Source organism: Aliivibrio sp. EL58 (assembly GCF_900312675.1).
In the GTDB taxonomy this organism is placed as follows: domain Bacteria; phylum Pseudomonadota; class Gammaproteobacteria; order Enterobacterales; family Vibrionaceae; genus Aliivibrio.
In genome coordinates, this window is record NZ_OMPC01000004.1 from 181,761 (window position 1) to 202,835 (window position 21,075).

Below are 21,075 nucleotides of genomic sequence, written 5' to 3' on the forward strand. Positions count from 1 at the left end.
ATTAATATTAGAGTGTACTATTTAACCTCTCTATGGGGATATGAGTAACTCAACTCATTATAAGTAGTACGTATTTTTTCTACTAAGAAAGGTAGGTATATCATGGCAGAGCAATTTGCTAAAGCTTGGACAGGTTTTGCAGACGGTGAGTGGCAAAACGAAGTTAACGTTCGCGATTTCATCCAAAAGAACTATGCACCTTATGAAGGTGACGAAGAATTCCTAGTTTCTGAAGGTACTGAAGCAACTAACAAGCTTTGGGCTAAAGTAATGGAAGGCATCAAACAGGAAAACGCAACTCATGCACCTGTTGATTTTGATACCTCTCTTATCTCTACCATTACAGCCCATGACGCTGGATACATCAACAAAGACCTAGAAACAATCGTTGGTCTTCAAACTGATGCTCCTCTAAAACGTGCAATCATCCCTAACGGTGGCGTACGTATGGTTGAAGGTTCTTGTAAAGCATATGATCGTGAACTTGATCCTATGGTTTCAAAAATCTACTCTGAATACCGCAAAACACACAATGCTGGTGTTTTCGATATCTACACTAAAGACATTCTAAACTGTCGTAAATCAGGTGTTCTAACAGGTCTTCCTGATGCATACGGCCGTGGTCGTATCATTGGTGATTACCGTCGTGTTGCACTTTACGGTATTGATTTCCTAATCAAAGACAAGCTAGCTCAATTCGCTTCTTTACAAGAACGTTTTGAAAAAGGCGAAGATCTAACAGCAACAATGCAACTTCGTGAAGAAATTGCTGAGCAACACCGTGCTCTAGGTCAAATCAAAGTTATGGCAGCTAAATACGGTTGTGATATCTCTGAGCCAGCAACTACAGCTCAAGAAGCTATTCAGTGGACTTACTTCGGCTACCTAGCTGCTGTTAAATCTCAAAATGGTGCTGCAATGTCTCTAGGTCGTACTTCGACTTTCCTAGACATCTACATCCAACGTGATATCGAAGCGGGTCTTCTAACTGAAGAACAAGCTCAAGAAATGATCGATCACTTCGTAATGAAGCTACGTATGGTTCGTTTCCTACGTACTCCTGAATACGATGAATTGTTCTCTGGTGACCCAATCTGGGCTACAGAATCTATGGGTGGTATGGGTATTGATGGTCGTACACTAGTTACACGTACTAACTTCCGTTTCCTAAACAGCCTTTACACTATGGGTCCTTCTCCAGAGCCAAACATCACGGTTCTTTGGTCTGAGCAACTGCCTGTAGGCTTCAAACGTTTCTGTGCAAAAGTATCTATCGATACTTCTTCTATCCAGTACGAAAATGATGACCTAATGCGTCCTGACCTAGGTTCTGACGATTACGCAATCGCTTGTTGTGTATCTCCAATGATCGTTGGTAAGCAAATGCAGTTCTTCGGTGCTCGTGCTAACCTTGCGAAAACAATGCTTTACTCTATCAACGGCGGCGTTGATGAGAAGCTGAAAATCCAAGTTGGTCCTAAAGAAGCGCCAATGACAGATGAAGTTCTTGATTACGCTAAAGTAATGGATCGTCTAGATCACTTCATGGATTGGTTAGCAACTCAATACGTTACAGCATTGAACTCTATCCACTACATGCACGACAAATACAGCTACGAAGCGTCTCTAATGGCTCTTCATGACCGTGACGTTCGTCGTACAATGGCATGTGGTATTGCTGGTCTATCTGTTGCAGCCGATTCACTATCTGCAATCAAATACGCTACAGTTAAACCAATTCGTGACGAAGATGGCATCGCTATCGATTTCGACATCGAAGGTGATTACCCTAAATTTGGTAACAACGACGCTCGCGTTGATGATATCGCATGTGAACTAGTTTCTACGTTCATGGGTAAAATCCGTAAGCTTACTATGTACCGTAATGCTATCCCTACTCAATCTATCCTTACTATTACATCTAACGTTGTATACGGTAAGAAAACTGGTAACACACCAGATGGTCGTCAAGCAGGTGCTCCTTTTGCTCCTGGTGCTAACCCAATGCACGGCCGTGATGAGAAAGGTGCTGTAGCATCACTAACATCAGTAGGTAAACTACCGTTTGCTGATGCACAAGATGGTATCTCTTACACATTCTCTATCGTTCCTAACGCACTAGGTAAAGACGATGACAACCGTCGTTCTAACCTTGCTGGCCTAATGGATGGTTACTTCCACCACGAAGCTAACGTAGAGGGTGGTCAACACCTTAACGTAAACGTTCTTAACCGTGAAACTCTAGAAGACGCAGTTAAGCACCCAGAGAACTACCCACAACTGACTATCCGTGTATCGGGTTACGCTGTGCGTTTTAACTCTCTAACTACTGAACAACAAAAAGACGTAATCGCACGTACTTTCACTGAAACTTTATAATTTCAGCGTTAATTAAGTAGCATTAAGCCCTGCCATTTTGGTGGGGCTTTTTTATTTCCACTTTCCTCATAATTCCCCCTATTTCTCTCTGGTTTACCCTACTTAATTAGCCCAAAGTGTAATAAAATGACTACATAATTATAGTTCGGAGAAATGTCGTCATGTCTGTAGGTCGTATTCACTCTTTTGAATCTTGTGGTACCGTTGATGGTCCAGGTATTCGCTTTATCATCTTTTTACAAGGCTGCTTAATGCGTTGTATGTATTGTCATAACCGCGATACTTGGGATACCCATGAAGGTAAAGAAGTTACCGTAACTGAATTAATTGAAGAAGCTAAAAGCTACCGCCACTTCATGAAAGCGTCTGGCGGCGGTATTACTTGTTCTGGTGGCGAAGCGATGCTTCAACCTGAATTTGTTCGTGATTTCTTCCGTGCAGCACAAGCTGAAGGCATGCATACTTGTCTAGACACAAATGGCTATATTCGTAAGCACACCGATGTAATCGATGAAGTATTAGAAGTATCTGATCTTGTTATGCTTGACCTTAAACAGATGAAAGATGACGTGCATAAAGAACTAATTGGTGTATCGAATACTCGAGTTCTAGATTTTGCGCGTTATTTGCATAAAGTTGGCCAGAAAACATGGATCCGCTACGTTATTGTTCCTGGCTATACTGACGATGAAGAATCAGCACACCTACTTGGTGAATTCATTAAAGACATGGATAATATCGAGAAAATTGAACTACTTCCTTACCACCAATTAGGTGCGCATAAATGGGAAGCGATGGGACTTGAATACCCTCTTGATGGAGTAAACCCTCCTTCTAAAGAAACCATGGAAAAAATGGTAGAGATCCTGAGCCAATACCATAACAACGTGAAATTCTAAGCTCGAACTTCACCCTAAATTTATTCTAAATGCCCGACTATCGGGCATTTTTATTGGAAAATAATCATGTATCAATTAAGCTTTTCACTACAAGAGTTTCTCTCAGAATATTGGCAGAAAAAACCCGTTATCATCAAAGGTGGTTTTGAAAACTTTCAAGATCCAGTAACGCCTGAAGAGTTAGCCGGTTTAACACTAGAAAATGACGTAGATTCTCGCTTTGTTTCTAACTTAAACAACGAATGGAAAGCAGAACACGGTCCATTAAGCGAAGAACTATTCGATACGCTGGGTGAAACCAATTGGTCTATTATCGTTCAAGCCGCGAACCATTGGCACGAAGGTGCTGCTGAGCTATTTAAACCATTCAAACAAATGCCGAACTGGTTATTTGATGACATCATGATCAGCTATTCTGTGCCAGATGGTGGCGTTGGTCCACACATTGATCAATACGATGTTTTCATTATTCAGGGCCAAGGTAAGCGTCACTGGCGTGTGGGTGATATCGGTGAATATCAAGAAGAGCACCGCCATAGTGCATTAAAGCAAATCACTGGGTTTGATCCTATTATCGATCAAATCTTAGAACCTGGTGACATTCTTTATATTCCACCAGGCTTCCCACATGACGGCTATGCATTAGAACCATCAATGAGTTATTCTGCGGGCTTCCGTTCTCCAAAAGAACAAGAGCTAGTGAGTAATTTTGCGGATTTCATTATTGAAAATGAAAAAAGTGATGTGCATTACCACAATCCAGAGCTTAAAGCGCAAACTCACGGAACAGAGATTACAACGCAAAGCTTTGAAGGCTTAAAAACCATGATGTTAAATGCCATGTCTGATGAACAGAGCCTTAAACAATTTATGGGTGAATATTTAAGTAACTCTCGCCATCATTTAAATATCCTTCCTGATTCTGAAAAATGGACAACTGAAGAGTTACTTGGTTACTTACAATCAGGTCAAGCTCTGATCAAAGTTGCAGGTCTTCGTGCTTTCTATCATGAAACAGAAGCTTGTGAAGATAACATGACGCTTTATGTTGATGGCGAAAGCTATGTTTTCCCACTAGCTGTAAAAAATGATGTCATTGCTCTATGTGAAACATCAGAATTTACACTGCTTGATATTGAGAATTTACTGCAAGATCCACACTCAGTATCTAACTTACTGCAGTTTGTTAATATAGGCTACTGGTTCGTAGAATCAGAAGAAGAAGACGAAGAATAGCAATCACTATACTAATCTGATTTTTTACCAATGTAATTAATTGTACAGATTAAACAACAACGCCCATGAGTTTAACTTCATGGGCGTTTTTATTTTCATAGCACAAAGCCTTAGACTTTAAACTGTGACATCAGCTCTTTTTGTTGCGTAGATAAAGAAGACAGTTCTAAACCAACCTCTTCACCTAAGTTCGCTTGCTCTAGCATCTTTTGGCTTGAATCTCTGATATTACTGACACTTTGATTAACTTCATTGGATACCGCTTGTTGCTCTTCTGCTGCTCTTACAATTTGCATATTCATGTCTTGTATCGTTACCACCGCATCACTGATTTGCTGCAAACTTTCTACTGATAATTTAATAGTTGATGCACCATCTAGCGCTATCGTATTTCCTTCGGTTATTGCAGAAACGACTGATTTAGTTCCTGATTGCAACTGCTCAATAACCGTACGGATCTCATCAACAGAATCCCCAGTACGACTTGCAAGTTGACGAACTTCGTCAGCCACAACAGCAAAACCTAGCCCTTGATCACCTGCTCGTGCTGCTTCAATAGCTGCATTCAATGCTAATAAATTTGTTTGCTCTGAAATACCTTCGATAACCGATAAAATCGTCGTAATATTAATGCTATTACTTTCTAATTCTTGGGCTACGGGAACCGCTTTTTCCATATTAGCGACTAAAGATTGGATCACAGATTCAGTTGTGAGTATTAACTCTTTTCCTTGGTTTGATGCTGATTCTGCTTGTTTAGCCGCATCAGCTGCTAATGTAGAGTGATCAACCACTAAGCTTGCTGTTTGAGTTAACTCCTCAACAGCAGTTGCAACCATATCAACTTCTTTAAATTGAACATCACTACCTTCTTTAGACTCACTTGCAATAACACTCGATCGCGCAGCAACATTAGATAGCTCATCACTACTTTGAGCGACATCTTTAATTGTAAATTGCAGTTTTTCTAAGAAAGCATTAAACCAATGTGCCAGTTGCCCTACTTCATCTTTACTCTGTATAACCAAACGTTGGGTTAAATCCCCTTCACCAGAAGCAATATCTTTTAAGCGTGCCGCGACTAATGAGATAGGTCTAATAATCTGCTTTGTTGCAAACCATAAAGCCATCAAAACTAAAAAGGTCAATCCTAGGCCAACACCAACCTGCATAAATAAAAATTCATTACCTTGTTCTATAAGCAATTGATCTAATTTTTTAGCATCAGAGAAAACAGTTTTTCTATCAACTTCAATAATTACTCCCCAATTTTGCGATTTTAAATTAATAGGTACAAAGACAAATAATTTATCCTGGCTATCCGACCATATTAATTGTGTCGTCCCTTGGGAGACCCAAGAAGGCACAGAGGATAATGTACGATTGTAAGATCCAAGACTCTGACCAAAGGCTGCCTCTTTCTGATCAGATAAGATGAGTTGCCCTTTTCCGTTAACCACATAGATCGCCCCTTCACCATTAAATATCGCTTTATCGGCTTGAGTAATTAATCCCGATAATCGGGCAATATCAAGATCAATACCAACCATACCGATAATTTCATTCTCTTTTATTAATGGCGCAGTAATAGAACTAATTAATCTTGTTACGCCATCGCTGTCGTAATAATAAGGGTCCATAATACATAATCGGTTTTCTTTTAAACTACAGGTAAACCAATAATTCGCAGCATCACCATTAGATTTTTCAGCTGTATTAGCTAACTCTTTCTCTGAAAATACACGCATTTGAGCGTTATCAGAGACCGATTTAAACCAGTAAGGAGCAAAGCGCCCTACTTTATTTGAACTCGCATAAGCAGCATCATGATAGTTAAAATCTTCTCCATCTAACATGTCAGGTAAATAAATATTGTAAGTACCGTAAATATTAGAATATTGCTCCACAGGCCTCTTCATCATCTCACTTAAAGATTGGCGTAAATCACTACTATCCATAAAAGTATCTTCTGCACTCTTTTGAAAAAACAGCGCACTTTCAGCAAGCATCTCTGCTCGATAAATAGCCTCATCTAAGTAAGTCTGTATTTGCTTCGATTGATTTTTTGCTTCTGCCATTAATAACGTTTGAGTTTGTTGAATAACAGAATCTGATGTTTGTTTTTGAACGATCTTCTGATTCTCAATCGAAGAATAGATTGAGAAACCAATCAATGATGATGCGAGCGTAAAAAGTCCAATTGCGGCAGCAATGGTTATCTTCCACTGAAGGGATAACGAATGCATATAATATCCTTTTAATATGAGTTCATTTTTATATCGGCATCAATTAAATAACATTTAACCAATTTTATACATTTATAACATTTGAATTTTAAATATAAAAAAAGCGCGATATAAATTGACTATCGCGCTCAAGCCTGTCACAGGCTGAATACATCTAAACTGTAAATAAACCACCACAATCAATCTTGATAATAGTGGTTATTTTTATATTAAATATCGGTTACTGCCAAACAAGAAACAGCATGTACATCTGTTCCTTTTAGCTCTGGCCTTGTTTGTGCACACGCTTCAGTTGCTTGTGGACAGCGAGTACGGAATACACAACCAGATGGTGGATTAATAGGTGAAGGTAAATCACCTTCTAGCATCTCAATCACTTTTGCTCTCTCAAGCTTTGGATCTGGAATTGGAACCGCAGACATTAGTGCTTTAGTGTATGGGTGCTTAGGATCACTAAACAACGCATCAGACTCGCCAAGTTCAACCTCATTACCCAAATACATAACCAGTACGCGATCAGAGATGTGTTTTACTACTGATAAATCATGGGCAATAAATACTAAACTTAGACCAAGCTCTTTTTGCAGTTCTTTCAGTAGGTTTACTACTTGTGCTTGGATCGATACATCAAGAGCTGATACTGGCTCATCACAAATGATCATTTTTGGTTTTAAGATAAGCGCTCGAGCAATACCGATACGCTGACACTGCCCACCAGAAAATTCATGAGGATAGCGGTTAATTACGTTAGGCAATAAGCCTACCTTCGCCATCATCTCTTTTACTCTATCTTTCACTTCTTCTTTCGTTAACTTCGAGTAAAAGGTTTGCAGTGGCTCAGCAATGATATCGCCAACTGTCATACGTGGGTTAAGAGATGCCAATGGATCTTGGAAGATCATTTGGATCTCTTTACGCTTCTGACGTAGAGGCTCATCTTCCAGCTTAGTTAGATCTTGCCCTAACCAAACCACTTCACCCTCTGTTGCTTCTACTAAACCAATAATGGCACGAGCAAATGTTGATTTACCACAGCCAGATTCACCTACAACCCCCAGAGTTTCGCCTTCATATAAACGAACGTTAACCCCATCTACGGCTTTCAAATTTGCAGGTTTCGCCCAAGGCCATACTGACTTTGATGGAATGCTAAAGTGAACTTTTAAGTTCTTTATATCTAGTATTAATTTTTTATCTGCTGACATTACCACGTCTCCTGATCAGAAAAACAAGCACGTAAACGACCAGCTGCAAATGGTTGCAGGATCGGAGCTTCTTGCTTACAACGGTCCATTACACGATGGCAACGCTCTTGATAAGGGCAACCTGTAGGTAAACGAAGTAAGTTTGGTGGATTACCAGGGATAGTTGGTAAAATCTCACCTTCTTGATCTAAACGAGGAATAGCTTTTAACAGACCTTCTGCGTATGGGTGGCTTGGTTCATAGAAAATTTCATTCACTGAGCCATATTCCATTGTACGACCTGCGTACATCACCAATACTTTATCACACGAGCCTGCAACCACACCCAAGTCATGGGTAATCATAATAATAGCGGTATTAAATTCACTTTTTAGTTCATTCAATAGCTGCATGATTTGTGCTTGGATAGTTACATCTAGTGCTGTTGTTGGTTCATCCGCAATAAGTAGCTTAGGACGACATAATAATGCCATCGCAATCATTACACGTTGACGCATACCACCTGAAAACTCATGAGGGTACATAGTAATACGTTTACGAGCTTCTGGTATTTTAACCGCTTCTAGCATGCGAACTGATTCTTCAAACGCTTCCGCTTTACCCATGCCTTTATGCAGCATTAATACTTCCATTAGCTGCTCGCTAACTTTCATGTATGGGTTAAGTGATGTCATAGGATCTTGAAAAATCATCGCCATTTGCTCAGCACGAATGCTGTTTAACTCTTTTTCAGGAAGGTTAAGAATTTCTTTCCCTTCAAATTTTGCACTACCAGTAATGATACCGTTTTTAGCCAAAAGGCCCATTAATGCAAATACAGTCTGTGATTTACCAGAACCAGATTCGCCTACGATACCCAATGTCTCACCTTGTTGTAGTGAGAAGTTTAAGTCATTTACTGCGGTTACGTTGCCATCTTGAGTTGTAAACTCTACACGCAGATCTTTTACATCTAATAAACTCATAATTCTTTCCTGCTCAAATTTGTTTAATAACTAACTGTCCATACAGAGGGTTATCTGTCTTTTGGATCCAGCGCATCACGTAAACCATCACCTACATAGTTAAAGCAGAATAAGGTAACAACCATAAATAAAGCTGGGAAAGTTAACTGCCAAATCGCCACTTCCATTGTTTGAGCACCTTCTTGAAGCAAAGCACCCCAACTTGTCATTGGCTCTTGAACACCAAGACCTAGGAAAGATAGGAAAGATTCCGTTAAGATCATGCTTGGGATCAGTAGTGTTGAGTAAACAGCAACAATACCTAATACGTTTGGAACGATATGGCGAGTGATGATACCCCACTTGCTCACACCACAAACGTGGGCTGCTTCAATAAATTCTTTACTACGCAAACTAAGCGTTTGACCACGTACAATACGAGCCATATCTAGCCAAGCTATCGCACCAATAGCAACAAAGATAAGTACAATATTACGACCAAAGAAAGTCACTAGTACGATTACTAGGAACATAAATGGAACCGCATATAAAATTTCAATGAAACGCATCATGATTCGGTCAACTTTACCGCCAACAAACCCTGATGTGGCACCATAAAGAGTACCAATAAGTACCGCAACTAATGCGCCTAAGATACCTACCATTAATGAGATACGGCCACCAACTAGAGTACGAACAAATAAGTCACGACCTAAACTATCCGTACCAAAAAGGTGAGCAGCACTTGGAGCTTCGTGCAGTGCATACCAATCCGTATCATCATAAGCGTACTGACTGAACATTGGTAAGAAGATTACCGCTAGTGTCATTACTGTAAGTACACAAAGGCTGATCATTGCTGCTTTGTTTCGCATGAAACGTAGGCGAGCATCCTGCCATAAACTACGACCTTCAATCTCAAGATTTTCTGAGAAAGATTCGATCGCTTCTAAATTTTCTTTTTTAGTTAACATACGTCCGTCCCCTATTAAAAACGAATTTTCGGGTCAATTACAGCTAGTAATACATCAACAATCGCGTTGAATAAGATGAATAGGAAACCAATTAAAATGGTAACCCCCATTACTAACGAATAATCACGGTTAAAAGCAGCGTTTACGAATAACTTACCAATACCTGGTAAACCAAAAATAGTTTCGATAACAACTGAACCGGTGATGATACCTACAAATGCGGGCCCCATATAAGAAACAACAGGCAGCATTGCTGGTTTTAACGCATGTTTTAGAACGATGTAGCGGTAGCTTAGCCCTTTTGCACGAGCAGTACGGATAAAATTACTGTTAAGAGTTTCAATCATGCTACCGCGGGTAATACGAGCAAAAGTTGCAACGTACAGGAATGACATACCCAAGATTGGTAAGAACATGTATTTAAATGAACCATCATGCCAGCCACCTGCTGGGAACCAACCAAGCTCAATAGAAAATAAATAAATAAGAGCAGGTGCCAACACAAAGGATGGCATTACCACCCCGACCATGGCGGTGGACATTATACTGTAATCAAGCCAGGTATTTTGCCTCAATGCGGCTAGCGTACCAATTGATACACCAAGTACTACAGTAAAGATAAAGGCAAAAAAACCTACTATTGCAGAGACCGGTAATGCCGCTTCAACAAGTTCATTAACTGTATAATCTTGGTATTTAAATGATGGGCCAAAATCACCTTGCAGAATGTTTCCAAGGTAAGTTGTGTATTGTTCAAATACAGGCTTATCTAAACCATATTTTGCATTGATGTTCGCCATTACTTCTGGTGGAAGTGGGCGTTCGGTAGAAAATGGGTTACCAGGGGCGAATCTCATTAAGAAAAATGAGATGGTGATCAATACCAACATAGTTGGGATTGCTTCAAGGATCCGTTTGATAATGAATTGAAACATAATTCACTCTTCCAGTCTGTGACAAAAATAAAATAAAGATAGATCTAGCCACTACACGCTATCCTGCGTGCAGTGGCTTTTTTTTATAGTTTTATTTGCTAATGATTACTTAGCTTTGATATATAGATCTTTTGAGTAGATTTTCTCTTCCGCATTTTCAGCTGGGAAGCCACCTACTTGTGGAGAAAGTAAACGAGAACGAACATACTGATAGATAGGTGCGATTGGCATATCTTTAGCTAGAAGCTGTTCAGCTTGTAGGTAGATAGCGGTACGCTCTTCTTCAGACGTTGATTTTAGAGCTTTTTCGATTAACGCATCGTATTCAGCACTTAGGTAGTGTTTACCACCTGTTGTGTTTTTGCTCACCATTAGAGTAAGGAAAGAAGATGCTTCATTGTAATCACCACACCAGCCAGCACGTGCTACTTCAAATTGACCTTGGTCTTTTGAATCTAGGTAGGTTTTCCACTCTTGGTTTTCTAGAGAAACTTCTAGGCCAAGTGTCTTCTTCCACATAGAACCTGCTGCAACAGCAATTTTCTTATGGTTTTCAGATGTGTTGTATAGAAGAGTAAATTTCAGTGGATTTTCAGGACCAAAACCCGCTTCTGTTAGTAAACGTTTTGCTTCTGCATTACGCTCATCTTGAGTCATCTTACCGTAAGCTGGTAGCTCTGGATTGAATCCAGCTGTGATTTCAGGCGTTAGGAAGTAAGCCGGTTTTTGGCCTTGACCTAGGATTGCGCCAGATACGATATCACGATCGATTGCGTAAGAAATTGCTTTACGAACTCGAACATCATCAAATGGTTTCTTTTGAGTATTGAATGAGTAGTAATAAGTACACAGGCTACCTTCAACAGAAACAGACTCTGGGTTCTCTTTCTTTAGACGCTTGAAATGTTCAGTAGGCAGTGTTGATGTAAAGTTAATTTCACCAGAAAGGAAACGGTTCATTTCTGCCACTGGGTTTTCAATTGGTAGGTACGTTACTTTATCAAGTTTTGTATCTTGATTATCCCAGTATTGTTCGTTACGAAGCAGTTCTAAACGCTCATTTACAACCCAGCTATTTACAACAAATGCACCATTACCAACAAAGTTACCTGGTTTAGTCCACTTATCACCGAATTTTTCAACAGTTGCTTGATGCACAGGTTTCACTGTTGTGTGACCCATCATCATTACAAAGTATGGTACTGCTGTGTCAAGTTGAATTTCTAGTGTGTGTGCGTCGACCGCTTTAACACCTAGTTCACTCTTGTCTTTTTTACCAGCAATAATGTCTTTTGCATTTACCATCTTAGTATATTCCATATACCAAGAATATGGTGATGCTGTAGCAGGATCAACAGCACGTTGGAAGCTGTATACAAAGTCATCTGCTGTTACAGGATCACCATTTGACCATTTAGCGTCTTCACGTAAATGGAAAATGAATTTTTTATTATCTGCAGTTTCCCAGCTTTCCGCAACACCAGGGATAGTATTACCATCAGCATCTTGGTTTACAAGACCTTCTAGTAGATCACGAATTACATGAGATTCAGGAACACCTTGAGATTTGTGAGGATCAAGAGTAGCAACTTCAGTACCGTTACCACGTGTAAGTTCTTGAACATCAGCATAAACCACTTCTGTCGACATTGGTTTTTCAGCAGGTTTTGTTTCTTTAACTGGTTGCTCTGCAGTTTTATCTCCACAGCCAGCTAGTGTTAGTGACAGGCCACCAAGCAAGATTGCTTGTGTAATTTTATTCTTATACATGCATTAACTCCAATACATTCTATTTTGCATCCATGACACTCTTCGGGCAGAACGACTTGCCAATCATTTATGATCTAAAAAACGTTAAATACGTCTTAAAAAAAATAAATCCTTCGAAGAATCGTGTGGGACATTAGCAACCATCGAAGCATTTTGCCACATTTTTGTCACAAAACACCTGATAATTTTTAAAATCATCACATTTTACAGCATAAATGACCAGTTATTAGCCTATAGCCGTATTCAAATATATAGAAAACTAGCAAAGACTAGAATTCAATACCGTTAATAACATTTTAGATACAGTTTACAATATAAAAAACCAATATTTACTCAACAAAATAACCGATAATTCATTGATTAATCTGCTCCTTCACCTAAAAAAACATTAATTTCACTCGAAAAATAACTTCACCCAATTACACAACATGTAAAAACAATATTTTCGAGTGAGCCTTCACTTTTTTATACTGGTTACATTTTGAGCATGTTGAATGTATAAGCCTGCTGCCAAACTAAATACAACAACTGGAAATTTATAAAATACATACAAATATAAATAGCAGAGCTGAGTATTTCAGCTGTAATCCAACTGGATTAATCAATCAAGGATGTTATTTATGTTTAAAAATAAACTGGGGCTGTGCTCCGCGGCAATTACTCTTGCCCTCTCAGCCCCAACTTATGCAGCAACGCCAGGACAAGCCATTATTTCTTGGATGGAAACAGATTTTGCTATTATTGAAGTAGATCAAGCTGCTACATCATATAAAGATCTTGTCACGCTAAAAGACTTTGCAGAAGTTCCTGTAACATGGGACCGATGGTCTGGAGAATCAGCGGAAGTATGGCGCGTGCTATTAAATGGGGTTGTTGTTCATGAAGAAGCCGTTTCTCCTGCTGCTTCACAAAAAGCCTCTACCGTTCTTCAAGTTCGTCAAGGTGGCCAATATTCGATGACAGTACAACTTTGTAATGGCGCTGGAGCAACAGAAGAATGTAGCACCAGTGATGCAAAGTCGATTGTCGTTGCTGATACTGATGGTAGTCATTTAGATCCCCTACCAATGAATATTGACCCAACAAACGGAAATTACACAACACCAGAAGGAATGGTATCAGGTGCTTATTTTGTTGAATGGGGCGTCTATGGACGTAAATTTGCAGTTGATCAGATCCCTGCTCAAAACCTCACTCATATCCTCTATGGCTTTGTTCCAATTTGTGGCCCTAACCCCTCTTTAGGTGAGATTGAAAATGGCAATAGTTTAGCTGCTCTTAATCGTGCTTGTGCTGGAACTCCTGATTATGAAGTGGTTATCCATGACCCATGGGCAGCAGTACAAATGCCACAACCTCAATCAGGTCATGTCCACAGCACACCTTATAAAGGGACTTATGGTCAAATGATGGCTCTTAAACAACGCTATCCAGACCTAAAAATTGTTCCTTCTATTGGAGGTTGGACATTATCAGATCCTTTCTATGACTTTGTTGATAAATCTAAACGTGACATCTTTGTTTCTTCTGTTAAGCAATTTCTTAAAACATGGAAGTTTTATGATGGTGTAGATATTGATTGGGAATTCCCTGGCGGCGATGGTGCAAGTGCAACTGGTGGTGATCCTGTAAATGACGGCCCAGCTTATGTAGCCCTAATGCAAGAACTAAGAGCAATGCTCGATGAGCTAAGTGCAGAAACAGGAAAAACCTATGAGTTAACCTCTGCAATCGGTGCTGGCTATGACAAGATTGAAGATGTTGACTATGCTGCTGCATCGCAGTACATGGATTATATTTTTGCTATGACATACGATTTCTTCGGCGGTTGGAACAACGTAGTTGGCCATCAAACTGCATTAAATTGTGGCTCACATATGTCACAAGGTGAATGCGATGGTACTGGTCTTGATGATAAAGGTGAACCGCGTAAAGGCCCAGCATACACCATTACAAATGCGATTGACTTACTACTTGCCCAAGGTGTTGACGCTAAAAAATTAGTCGTAGGTACTGCAATGTATGCTCGTGGTTGGACAGGCGTCACGCGTGAAAGCATGACTGATCCAACAAACCCAATGACTGGTGTTGGTAATGGTAAAGTTGCTGGTTCTTGGGAAGCAGGTGTAATTGACTATAAAGATGTCGTGACTCGCTACGTAGATAAAGTCGGTGTTGAAGTTGGTTATGATGAAGTCGCTCAAGCCGCTTATGCTTATGATCCTAGTAATGGTGATCTTGTTACTTACGATAATAAGAAGTCGGTATTAGCTAAAGGTGAGTATGTTCGTTCACTCGGTTTAGCTGGTTTATTTGCATGGGAAATCGATGCAGATAATGGTGACATTCTAAATGCAATGCAAGAAGGGCTTGCTGGTGACGGTACAGTTACTCCTCCTGCAAACAAAAAACCAGTGGCTAATGCTGGCGTAGATGTTTCAGTTATCGCCCCTGCATCGGTACAGCTTGATGCTTCGTCATCATCTGATAGTGATGGTTCTATTGTTTCTTATGCATGGACGCAAGTCTCTGGATCTAGCGTTACATTAAATGGTGCAGATGCAGTTAATCCAAGCTTTACAACGGATACGTTAACTCAGTCTGAAATACTTCAATTCACGCTAACCGTTACTGATGATAAAGGTGCTACTGCATCTGACTCAGTAGCAGTGTCCGTAAGTGTTGAAGGTACAGGGCCGGTAAATACCCCACCTGTAGCTGTTATCGTTGCTCCAATATCAGTAAACAAAGGCGATGTTGTTACGCTTGATGCATCAACATCAACTGATGCAGACAGTGATCCATTAACCTATTCATGGGTAATCCCTATTGGTATTGATGCTACTGTTGTTGGCTCTCAAGCAACCTTTACAGCAGGCTCTTATACTGTAGATACTCCTTTTACTTTCTCTGTCACAGTGAATGATGGTCAGGCATCAGATACTTCAAACGTTACCCTAACTGTTCTGAAAGATGCGGGAGAACCTCCTATCACTTGTGATAATGCATGGGACTCATCTGCAATCTATAACGGCGGAGACCAAGTTTCACATTCAGGCAGTGTATGGGAAGCTAAATGGTGGACTACAGGCGATAACCCAAGCCAATCTGGTGATTGGGGAGTATGGAAAAGCGTCGGTATTTCTACTTGTAACTAATACCCTTAATAATCCATAAATATAAAAAAGGCCACGTTCGTTTATTTGAACATGGCCTTTCATTTTTTACTCTAAGTATAAGTTACCAAGGTTCTGTATTACTTACCTAGTGCTTCTTTATAATGCAAACGGCAAACTGATACATACAATTCATTACCACCAATAGCAACCTGATCACCGTCAGCAATAGCAACCCCATGTTCGTCAGTACGAATAACCATGTTAGCTTTACGACCACAATGACAAATTGTTTTAAGCTCAACTAATTTATCAGCCCAAGACAATAAATATTTACTTCCTTCAAACAGCTCACCTAAGAAGTCAGTTCTTAAACCATAACATAATGCTGGGATATCTAACTTATCCACGACTTCGGTCAATTGATAAACCTGCTCTTTCGTTAAGAATTGGCATTCATCAATTAACACACAATGAAGTTTCTCTTTTTCATGAAGCGTTTTAATTGCTTCAAATAGGTTCATATCTGTATTAAATAAATGAGCATCAGCATCTAGACCAATACGAGAACTAACTTTACCCACACCGTAACGATCATCAATCGCAGCAGTAAAAATAGCAGGATTCATTCCGCGTTCTTGATAATTAAAAGATGATTGAAGAAGTGTTGTAGATTTACCCGCATTCATTGCTGAGTAATAAAAGTACATTTGAGCCACAAATGTGTCCTCTATTAAAGTTTAAAAAGTTATAAATTTGGCAATAAAAAAGGCTGGAAAACCAGCCCCTTTAATATAATTAGTTAAGATTACTTACGACGCCATGTCGTCCCTTCTGGGCCATCTTCTAAAACAATGTTTAATGCTGCAATCGCATCACGAGCCGCATCAGCAGCTGCCCAATCTTTTGCTGCACGAGCATCATTACGCGCTTTAATTAAAGCTTCAATTTCAGCAACTTCATCGTCACTGCCATTATCACCTTGTAAGAAAGCTTCTGGATCTTGTGATAACAAACCTAATACATCCGCTAGCTCACGCATTAATGCGCCTAATTTCGATGCTGCTTCTATATTTTCTGTTTTTAGGCGGTTTACTTCACGGGCCATTTCAAACAGAACAGAATAAGCTTCTGGTGTATTGAAGTCGTCATTCATCGCCGTAGAGAAACGGGTAACAAACTCTTCTCCGCCTGCAGCCGTAACAGTTAGATCAAGACCACGTAAAGAGGTATATAAACGCTCTAGTGATGAACGAGCTTGATTCAGGTTATCTTCACTGTAGTTTAATTGGCTACGGTAATGACCAGACATTAAGAAGTAACGCACTGTTTCAGAATCGTAATGCGCTAATACATCACGAATAGTAAAGAAGTTACCTAGTGACTTAGACATTTTTTCACGATCAACCATAACCATGCCACTGTGCATCCATGTATTTACATACTTAGAGTCATGAGCACAGCATGATTGTGCAATTTCATTTTCATGATGTGGGAACATCAAATCAGAGCCACCACCATGAATATCAAAATGGTTACCTAAAATTGAAGAGTTCATCGCAGAACATTCAATGTGCCAACCTGGACGACCCGCTCCCCATGGAGATTCCCATGTTGGTTCACCTGGCTTAGACATTTTCCATAAAACAAAGTCCATGCTACTGCGTTTAACACTTGCTTCTTCAATAGAAACACGAGAACCCGCTTGAAGTTGCTCAAGGTCTTGACGCGATAAGCGGCCATATTCATCGTATTTCTTTACTTCAAACATTACGTCACCATTTGACGCAACATAAGCAAAACCACGCTCGATTAGACGCTCAACCAAAGCAACAATTTCAGCAATATATTCAGTTGCTCTTGGCTCAACATCTGGACGTTTCATATTCAACGAATCAAAATCAGCATGCATATCTGCAATTAAACGTTCCGTTAATGCATCACACGTTTCACCGTTTTCAGCAGCACGCTTAATGATTTTGTCATCAATATCAGTAATATTACGAACAAAAGTTAGATCGTAACCTAAGAAACGTAAATAACGAGAAATCACATCAAAAGAGACAAACGTACGACCATGACCAATGTGACACAAGTCGTAAATGGTAACCCCACACACATACATACCGACTTTACCTTCGGTAATTGGTTTGAATTCTTCTTTTTGACGTGTAATTGAGTTATATATTTTCAACATGCTCTTTTTTTACTCATTATTTGTTTAAAGGATATATAAAGGCTATTAAACCTATATTAAGTAATGATAGCAAGAAAATTCCCTGTAGATCCGCGTTAATCTTAGGTAAAATCAAATTCTATTTAATACAATTACAAAGGTAATTCAATGATCATCCTTCACACATCTTTTGGTGACATCACAGTTAAACTTCACGAAGACAAAGCACCGGCTACTTGTGCTAACTTCCTACAATACTGTCAAGAAGGTTTCTACGACAATACTCTATTCCACCGTGTAATTGATGGCTTCATGGTTCAAGGCGGCGGTATGACTTCTGGTCTTGAAGAGAAAACAAGCCGTGCAACAATCAAAAACGAAGCAAACAATGGCCTAAGCAACAAAGTAGGTACATTAGCAATGGCTCGTACTATGGAACCGCATTCTGCAAGTTCTCAATTCTTCATCAACGTAAACGACAACAAATTCCTAGATTTTAAATCTGAGTCTATGGATGGTTGGGGTTACTGTGTATTCGCTGAAGTTGTTGAAGGTATGGACGTAGTTAATACAATTAAAAACGTTGCAACTGGTAACTACGGTTATGTACACCAAGATGTTCCAGTTGAAGAAGTATTCATCACTGGTACTACAATTACAGAATAATTCTGTTTTTATGCCAGCTCTCGGGCTGGCATCTTTTTCATGACTAAAAGCATTTTATGACTATTTTATTCATCTCAGATCTCCACCTCTCCCCACTTCGTCCCGATATCACAGATTGTTTTATCGATTTTATGAAGAATGAAGCTATTCACGCAGATAAATTGTATGTCTTAGGCGACTTATTTGAATTCTGGATTGGCGATGATGATAATTCACCATTTAATGTCCTAATTAAAGAAGCGTTTAAAGCCCTAACTCAGCAAGGTGTTGAGTGTTACTTCATTCAAGGTAATCGTGATTTCTTATTAAATAAACGTTTTTGCAAAGAAACAGGCGTTCAACTTTTAGCAGATCACACAGTCATTGAACTCGATGGCGAAAAAGTGCTTATCATGCATGGAGATACTCTGTGTATTGATGATATTAAATATCAAGAGTTTCGCGCTAAAGTGCATCAACCATGGCTGCAATGGGTATTCAATCGCATTCCCCTATTTATACGCCAGCGCATAGTTAAAAATGTTCAAGATAAAATAAAAGCAAAGAAGCAACACAAAACATTGACTATAATGGATGTAACGCAAAGTGAAGTTGAAAGAGTGATGTTAGAAGAAGGGGTAGAAAGACTGATCCACGGTCATACACACCGTCCTAATGTGCATACTTTTAATCACAAGACTAAAGAAATGACCCGTATAGTGCTAGGAGACTGGTATACACAAGGATCTATTCTCGAATATAAGAACAATAAATATACGCTTCATAATAAAAGTTTTAAATAAATCACATTACTGACCCCTCTTTATCTTTGCCATAAGGAGAATCATAGTCTTTTTGTAATAAAGGGATTATGATGACTCAAGTTTCGATTCAACACGCTGTAGAGAATAGTTGTTATGTACTCATATGTTGCCCGTCAGCCAATTTTAGATATAAAGAAAAATACAATTGGTTACGAATTATTGTTCCGTGATGGACCAAAAAATACGTTTCCAGCCGTTGAAGCGGAAGAAGCAACAAGTCGATTATTGTCTGACCACTTTCTTAGCTCACACTGTAATGCAACCAATGATAAATTAGGTTTTGTGAACTTTCCTCAGCAGAGTTTAATCAACCTTGTTCCTGCGCTATTTAATTCTAATAATTTAGTTATTGAAATACTTGAAGATTGCATTCCAAATCAAGAACTTCTTGATGCTATTAAGACTCTCTCAGAACGTGGGTATAAACTCGCACTGGATGATTTTGAGCCGAGCCCAGACTGGACGCCATTTCTTCCTTATATTGATATCATTAAATTTGATATCCGTGCGATCCCAATATTAAAAGCAAAACTATTTATCCGTCATTGTGATAAATATAAAATTGCGTTTTTAGCTGAAAAAGTAGAAACCTATGAGGAATTTGAACAAGCCAAAGAAGCTGGCTTTACTTATTTTCAAGGATACTTTTTTAGTAAACCAGAAATGCTACAACAACGCGCAATTCAACCTAATCAATTATCAATAATGCAGCTGTATCAAGAAATTTCAGCACCTATTGTTGATTTTAATGCGGTCGAAAAATACTTAGTACAAGATGTATCACTGTCTTATAAATTACTGCGTTTTGTTAATGCCTCTTCTATTATTGATAAACCTATCACCTCTTTTAAACAGGCATTAGTTTATTTAGGCGAAACGAAACTACGTCAATTTGTCTCTTTAGTTGCTGTAGCTCACGCGACACAACACAAACCGCAATCCCTATATACGTTATCCATTCATCGAGCTAAGCTCTGTGAACTTATCGTGACGAAAACAAATATTAACCTTGAACCAAGCCAAGCCTTTTTGGTCGGCTTATTTTCATTGTTAGAACCATTATTAGACCAACCTTTAAATAGCTTAATTCAACACTTGCCTATTTCTACAGAAATAAAACTGGCCCTGACAGAACGTAAAGGAGCCCTTGGTATGCTGATATTGGCAATTGAAAGTTATGAAAAAGCCAATTGGTCGGTCGTATCGAAATGTTGTATAGCATTAAAGATGAGCGAACAAGAATTTACTACCTGCTATAAAGAATCTGCCGAATGGGTAGATGACATAGCAAACTAAGAGTAATACCTATTCATGTCTAAATCGAATCACTGTCCATGTGGCACCAAGAAGAATTATTCAGTGTGTTGTGAGCCAATTCACAACAACCACGTCTTAGCAACAACACCTGAGCTATTAATGCGCTCTCGTTACAGCGCTCATGTAAAACAGCTCACCCAATACATTATTGATACTTATCATCCATCATGTAAAGCGGAAGAATTTAGAGAAGGTATTGAGGATTCAATCCAGCTCAATTGGCGTAAACTAAAAGTGATCTCCGCGCACTTATCTAATCAAACTGACGATGAAGGTTTTGTATCATTCAAAGCTACCTATTCTGAAGATGGTCAACTACATCAATTAAAAGAGCACTCTCGTTTCTTAAAAGAAAATGGTAAGTGGTATTACATTGATGGCGAGATTGAATAAGCTAATTGAACACTAA

General features: G+C 39.2%; 16 protein-coding genes. 8 read left to right on the forward strand and 8 right to left on the reverse strand.

Features of this window, described 5'->3' with window-relative positions; genetic code table 11:
- Nucleotides 1–102 precede the first annotated feature (102 nt).
- From pflB to ED622_RS06330, 3 genes are all read left to right on the forward strand, one after another.
- Nucleotides 103–2,379, forward strand: coding sequence for a formate C-acetyltransferase (pflB, locus tag ED622_RS06320; protein WP_122033087.1), 2,277 nt, complete (start codon nt 103–105; stop codon nt 2,377–2,379).
- A gap of 161 nt (nt 2,380–2,540) precedes the next feature.
- On the forward strand, nt 2,541–3,278 hold the full coding sequence (pflA, locus tag ED622_RS06325; RefSeq protein ID WP_122033088.1) for a pyruvate formate lyase 1-activating protein: 738 nt from the start codon (nt 2,541–2,543) through the stop codon (nt 3,276–3,278).
- Nucleotides 3,279–3,344: 66 nt separating this feature from the next.
- Nucleotides 3,345–4,514, forward strand: coding sequence for a cupin domain-containing protein (locus tag ED622_RS06330; RefSeq protein WP_122033089.1), 1,170 nt, complete (start codon nt 3,345–3,347; stop codon nt 4,512–4,514).
- A 110-nt stretch (nt 4,515–4,624) separates the two neighbouring features.
- Here ED622_RS06330 and ED622_RS06335 read toward each other — a convergent pair whose 3' ends face one another.
- The 6 genes from ED622_RS06335 to ED622_RS06360 all read right to left on the reverse strand — a co-directional run bounded on the left by ED622_RS06335 (nt 4,625) and on the right by ED622_RS06360 (nt 12,588).
- Complete coding sequence (locus ED622_RS06335) at nt 4,625–6,760, reverse strand: methyl-accepting chemotaxis protein (protein ID WP_122033090.1); 2,136 nt, start codon at nt 6,758–6,760, stop codon at nt 4,625–4,627.
- A gap of 209 nt (nt 6,761–6,969) precedes the next feature.
- On the reverse strand, nt 6,970–7,965 hold the full coding sequence (oppF, locus tag ED622_RS06340; RefSeq protein ID WP_122033091.1) for a murein tripeptide/oligopeptide ABC transporter ATP binding protein OppF: 996 nt from the start codon (nt 7,963–7,965) through the stop codon (nt 6,970–6,972).
- Nucleotides 7,965–8,930: an ABC transporter ATP-binding protein gene (locus ED622_RS06345; RefSeq protein WP_045102376.1), complete on the reverse strand. Its 966-nt coding sequence runs from the start codon at nt 8,928–8,930 to the stop codon at nt 7,965–7,967. Before ED622_RS06345 ends, oppF begins: the two co-directional genes overlap by 1 nt.
- Before the next feature lie 50 nt (nt 8,931–8,980).
- Nucleotides 8,981–9,883, reverse strand: a complete 903-nt coding sequence (oppC, locus tag ED622_RS06350; protein ID WP_122033092.1) for an oligopeptide ABC transporter permease OppC — start codon at nt 9,881–9,883, stop codon at nt 8,981–8,983.
- 14 nt (nt 9,884–9,897) lie between these two features.
- A complete protein-coding gene (oppB, locus tag ED622_RS06355; RefSeq protein ID WP_122033093.1) occupies nt 9,898–10,818 on the reverse strand; it encodes an oligopeptide ABC transporter permease OppB in 921 nt (306 codons plus the stop codon).
- A 105-nt stretch (nt 10,819–10,923) separates the two neighbouring features.
- The gene (locus tag ED622_RS06360; protein WP_122033094.1) at nt 10,924–12,588 is read right to left on the reverse strand and encodes an ABC transporter substrate-binding protein; all 1,665 of its coding nucleotides are present in this window, start codon (nt 12,586–12,588) and stop codon (nt 10,924–10,926) included.
- Between the two features lie 620 nt (nt 12,589–13,208).
- Here ED622_RS06360 and ED622_RS06365 point away from each other — a divergent pair.
- Nucleotides 13,209–15,746 carry a glycosyl hydrolase family 18 protein gene (locus ED622_RS06365; RefSeq protein ID WP_122033095.1) on the forward strand — a complete coding sequence of 846 codons (2,538 nt, stop codon included), beginning with the start codon at nt 13,209–13,211 and terminating at the stop codon, nt 15,744–15,746.
- Nucleotides 15,747–15,844: 98 nt separating this feature from the next.
- On the opposite strand, the gene ED622_RS06370 is transcribed toward ED622_RS06365, so the two are convergent.
- Complete coding sequence (locus ED622_RS06370) at nt 15,845–16,423, reverse strand: thymidine kinase (RefSeq protein ID WP_122033096.1); 579 nt, start codon at nt 16,421–16,423, stop codon at nt 15,845–15,847.
- Between the two features lie 89 nt (nt 16,424–16,512).
- Nucleotides 16,513–17,901 (reverse strand): cysteine--tRNA ligase, encoded by a 1,389-nt coding sequence (cysS, locus tag ED622_RS06375; protein ID WP_122033097.1) that lies wholly within the window; start codon nt 17,899–17,901, stop codon nt 16,513–16,515.
- A 147-nt stretch (nt 17,902–18,048) separates the two neighbouring features.
- On the opposite strand from cysS, the gene ED622_RS06380 reads away from it, so the two are divergent.
- The 4 genes from ED622_RS06380 to ED622_RS06395 all read left to right on the forward strand — a co-directional run bounded on the left by ED622_RS06380 (nt 18,049) and on the right by ED622_RS06395 (nt 21,059).
- The gene (locus ED622_RS06380) at nt 18,049–18,546 is read left to right on the forward strand and encodes a peptidylprolyl isomerase (protein ID WP_122033098.1); all 498 of its coding nucleotides are present in this window, start codon (nt 18,049–18,051) and stop codon (nt 18,544–18,546) included.
- Nucleotides 18,547–18,602: 56 nt separating this feature from the next.
- Nucleotides 18,603–19,328 (forward strand): UDP-2,3-diacylglucosamine diphosphatase, encoded by a 726-nt coding sequence (lpxH, locus tag ED622_RS06385; RefSeq protein WP_122033099.1) that lies wholly within the window; start codon nt 18,603–18,605, stop codon nt 19,326–19,328.
- A 114-nt stretch (nt 19,329–19,442) separates the two neighbouring features.
- Nucleotides 19,443–20,645, forward strand: a complete 1,203-nt coding sequence (locus tag ED622_RS06390) for an EAL and HDOD domain-containing protein (RefSeq protein WP_122033100.1) — start codon at nt 19,443–19,445, stop codon at nt 20,643–20,645.
- A 15-nt stretch (nt 20,646–20,660) separates the two neighbouring features.
- Entirely contained in the window at nt 20,661–21,059 is a 399-nt protein-coding gene (locus tag ED622_RS06395; RefSeq protein ID WP_122033101.1) for a YchJ family protein, read from the forward strand.
- Nucleotides 21,060–21,075 lie beyond the last annotated feature (16 nt).

Excerpts from the sequence above, each read along its gene's own strand:
- pflB (WP_122033087.1), top strand. The coding sequence starts at position 103 with ATGGCAGAGCAATTTGCTAAAGCTTGGACAGGTTTTGCAGACGGTGAG.
- pflA (WP_122033088.1), top strand. The coding sequence starts at position 2,541 with ATGTCTGTAGGTCGTATTCACTCTTTTGAATCTTGTGGTACCGTTGAT.
- ED622_RS06330 (WP_122033089.1), top strand. The coding sequence starts at position 3,345 with ATGTATCAATTAAGCTTTTCACTACAAGAGTTTCTCTCAGAATATTGG.
- ED622_RS06335 (WP_122033090.1), bottom strand. The coding sequence starts at position 6,760 with ATGCATTCGTTATCCCTTCAGTGGAAGATAACCATTGCTGCCGCAATT.
- oppF (WP_122033091.1), bottom strand. The coding sequence starts at position 7,965 with ATGTCAGCAGATAAAAAATTAATACTAGATATAAAGAACTTAAAAGTT.
- ED622_RS06345 (WP_045102376.1), bottom strand. The coding sequence starts at position 8,930 with ATGAGTTTATTAGATGTAAAAGATCTGCGTGTAGAGTTTACAACTCAA.
- oppC (WP_122033092.1), bottom strand. The coding sequence starts at position 9,883 with ATGTTAACTAAAAAAGAAAATTTAGAAGCGATCGAATCTTTCTCAGAA.
- oppB (WP_122033093.1), bottom strand. The coding sequence starts at position 10,818 with ATGTTTCAATTCATTATCAAACGGATCCTTGAAGCAATCCCAACTATG.
- ED622_RS06360 (WP_122033094.1), bottom strand. The coding sequence starts at position 12,588 with ATGTATAAGAATAAAATTACACAAGCAATCTTGCTTGGTGGCCTGTCA.
- ED622_RS06365 (WP_122033095.1), top strand. The coding sequence starts at position 13,209 with ATGTTTAAAAATAAACTGGGGCTGTGCTCCGCGGCAATTACTCTTGCC.
- cysS (WP_122033097.1), bottom strand. The coding sequence starts at position 17,901 with ATGTTGAAAATATATAACTCAATTACACGTCAAAAAGAAGAATTCAAA.
- ED622_RS06380 (WP_122033098.1), top strand. The coding sequence starts at position 18,049 with ATGATCATCCTTCACACATCTTTTGGTGACATCACAGTTAAACTTCAC.
- lpxH (WP_122033099.1), top strand. The coding sequence starts at position 18,603 with ATGACTATTTTATTCATCTCAGATCTCCACCTCTCCCCACTTCGTCCC.
- ED622_RS06390 (WP_122033100.1), top strand. The coding sequence starts at position 19,443 with ATGTACTCATATGTTGCCCGTCAGCCAATTTTAGATATAAAGAAAAAT.
- ED622_RS06395 (WP_122033101.1), top strand. The coding sequence starts at position 20,661 with ATGTCTAAATCGAATCACTGTCCATGTGGCACCAAGAAGAATTATTCA.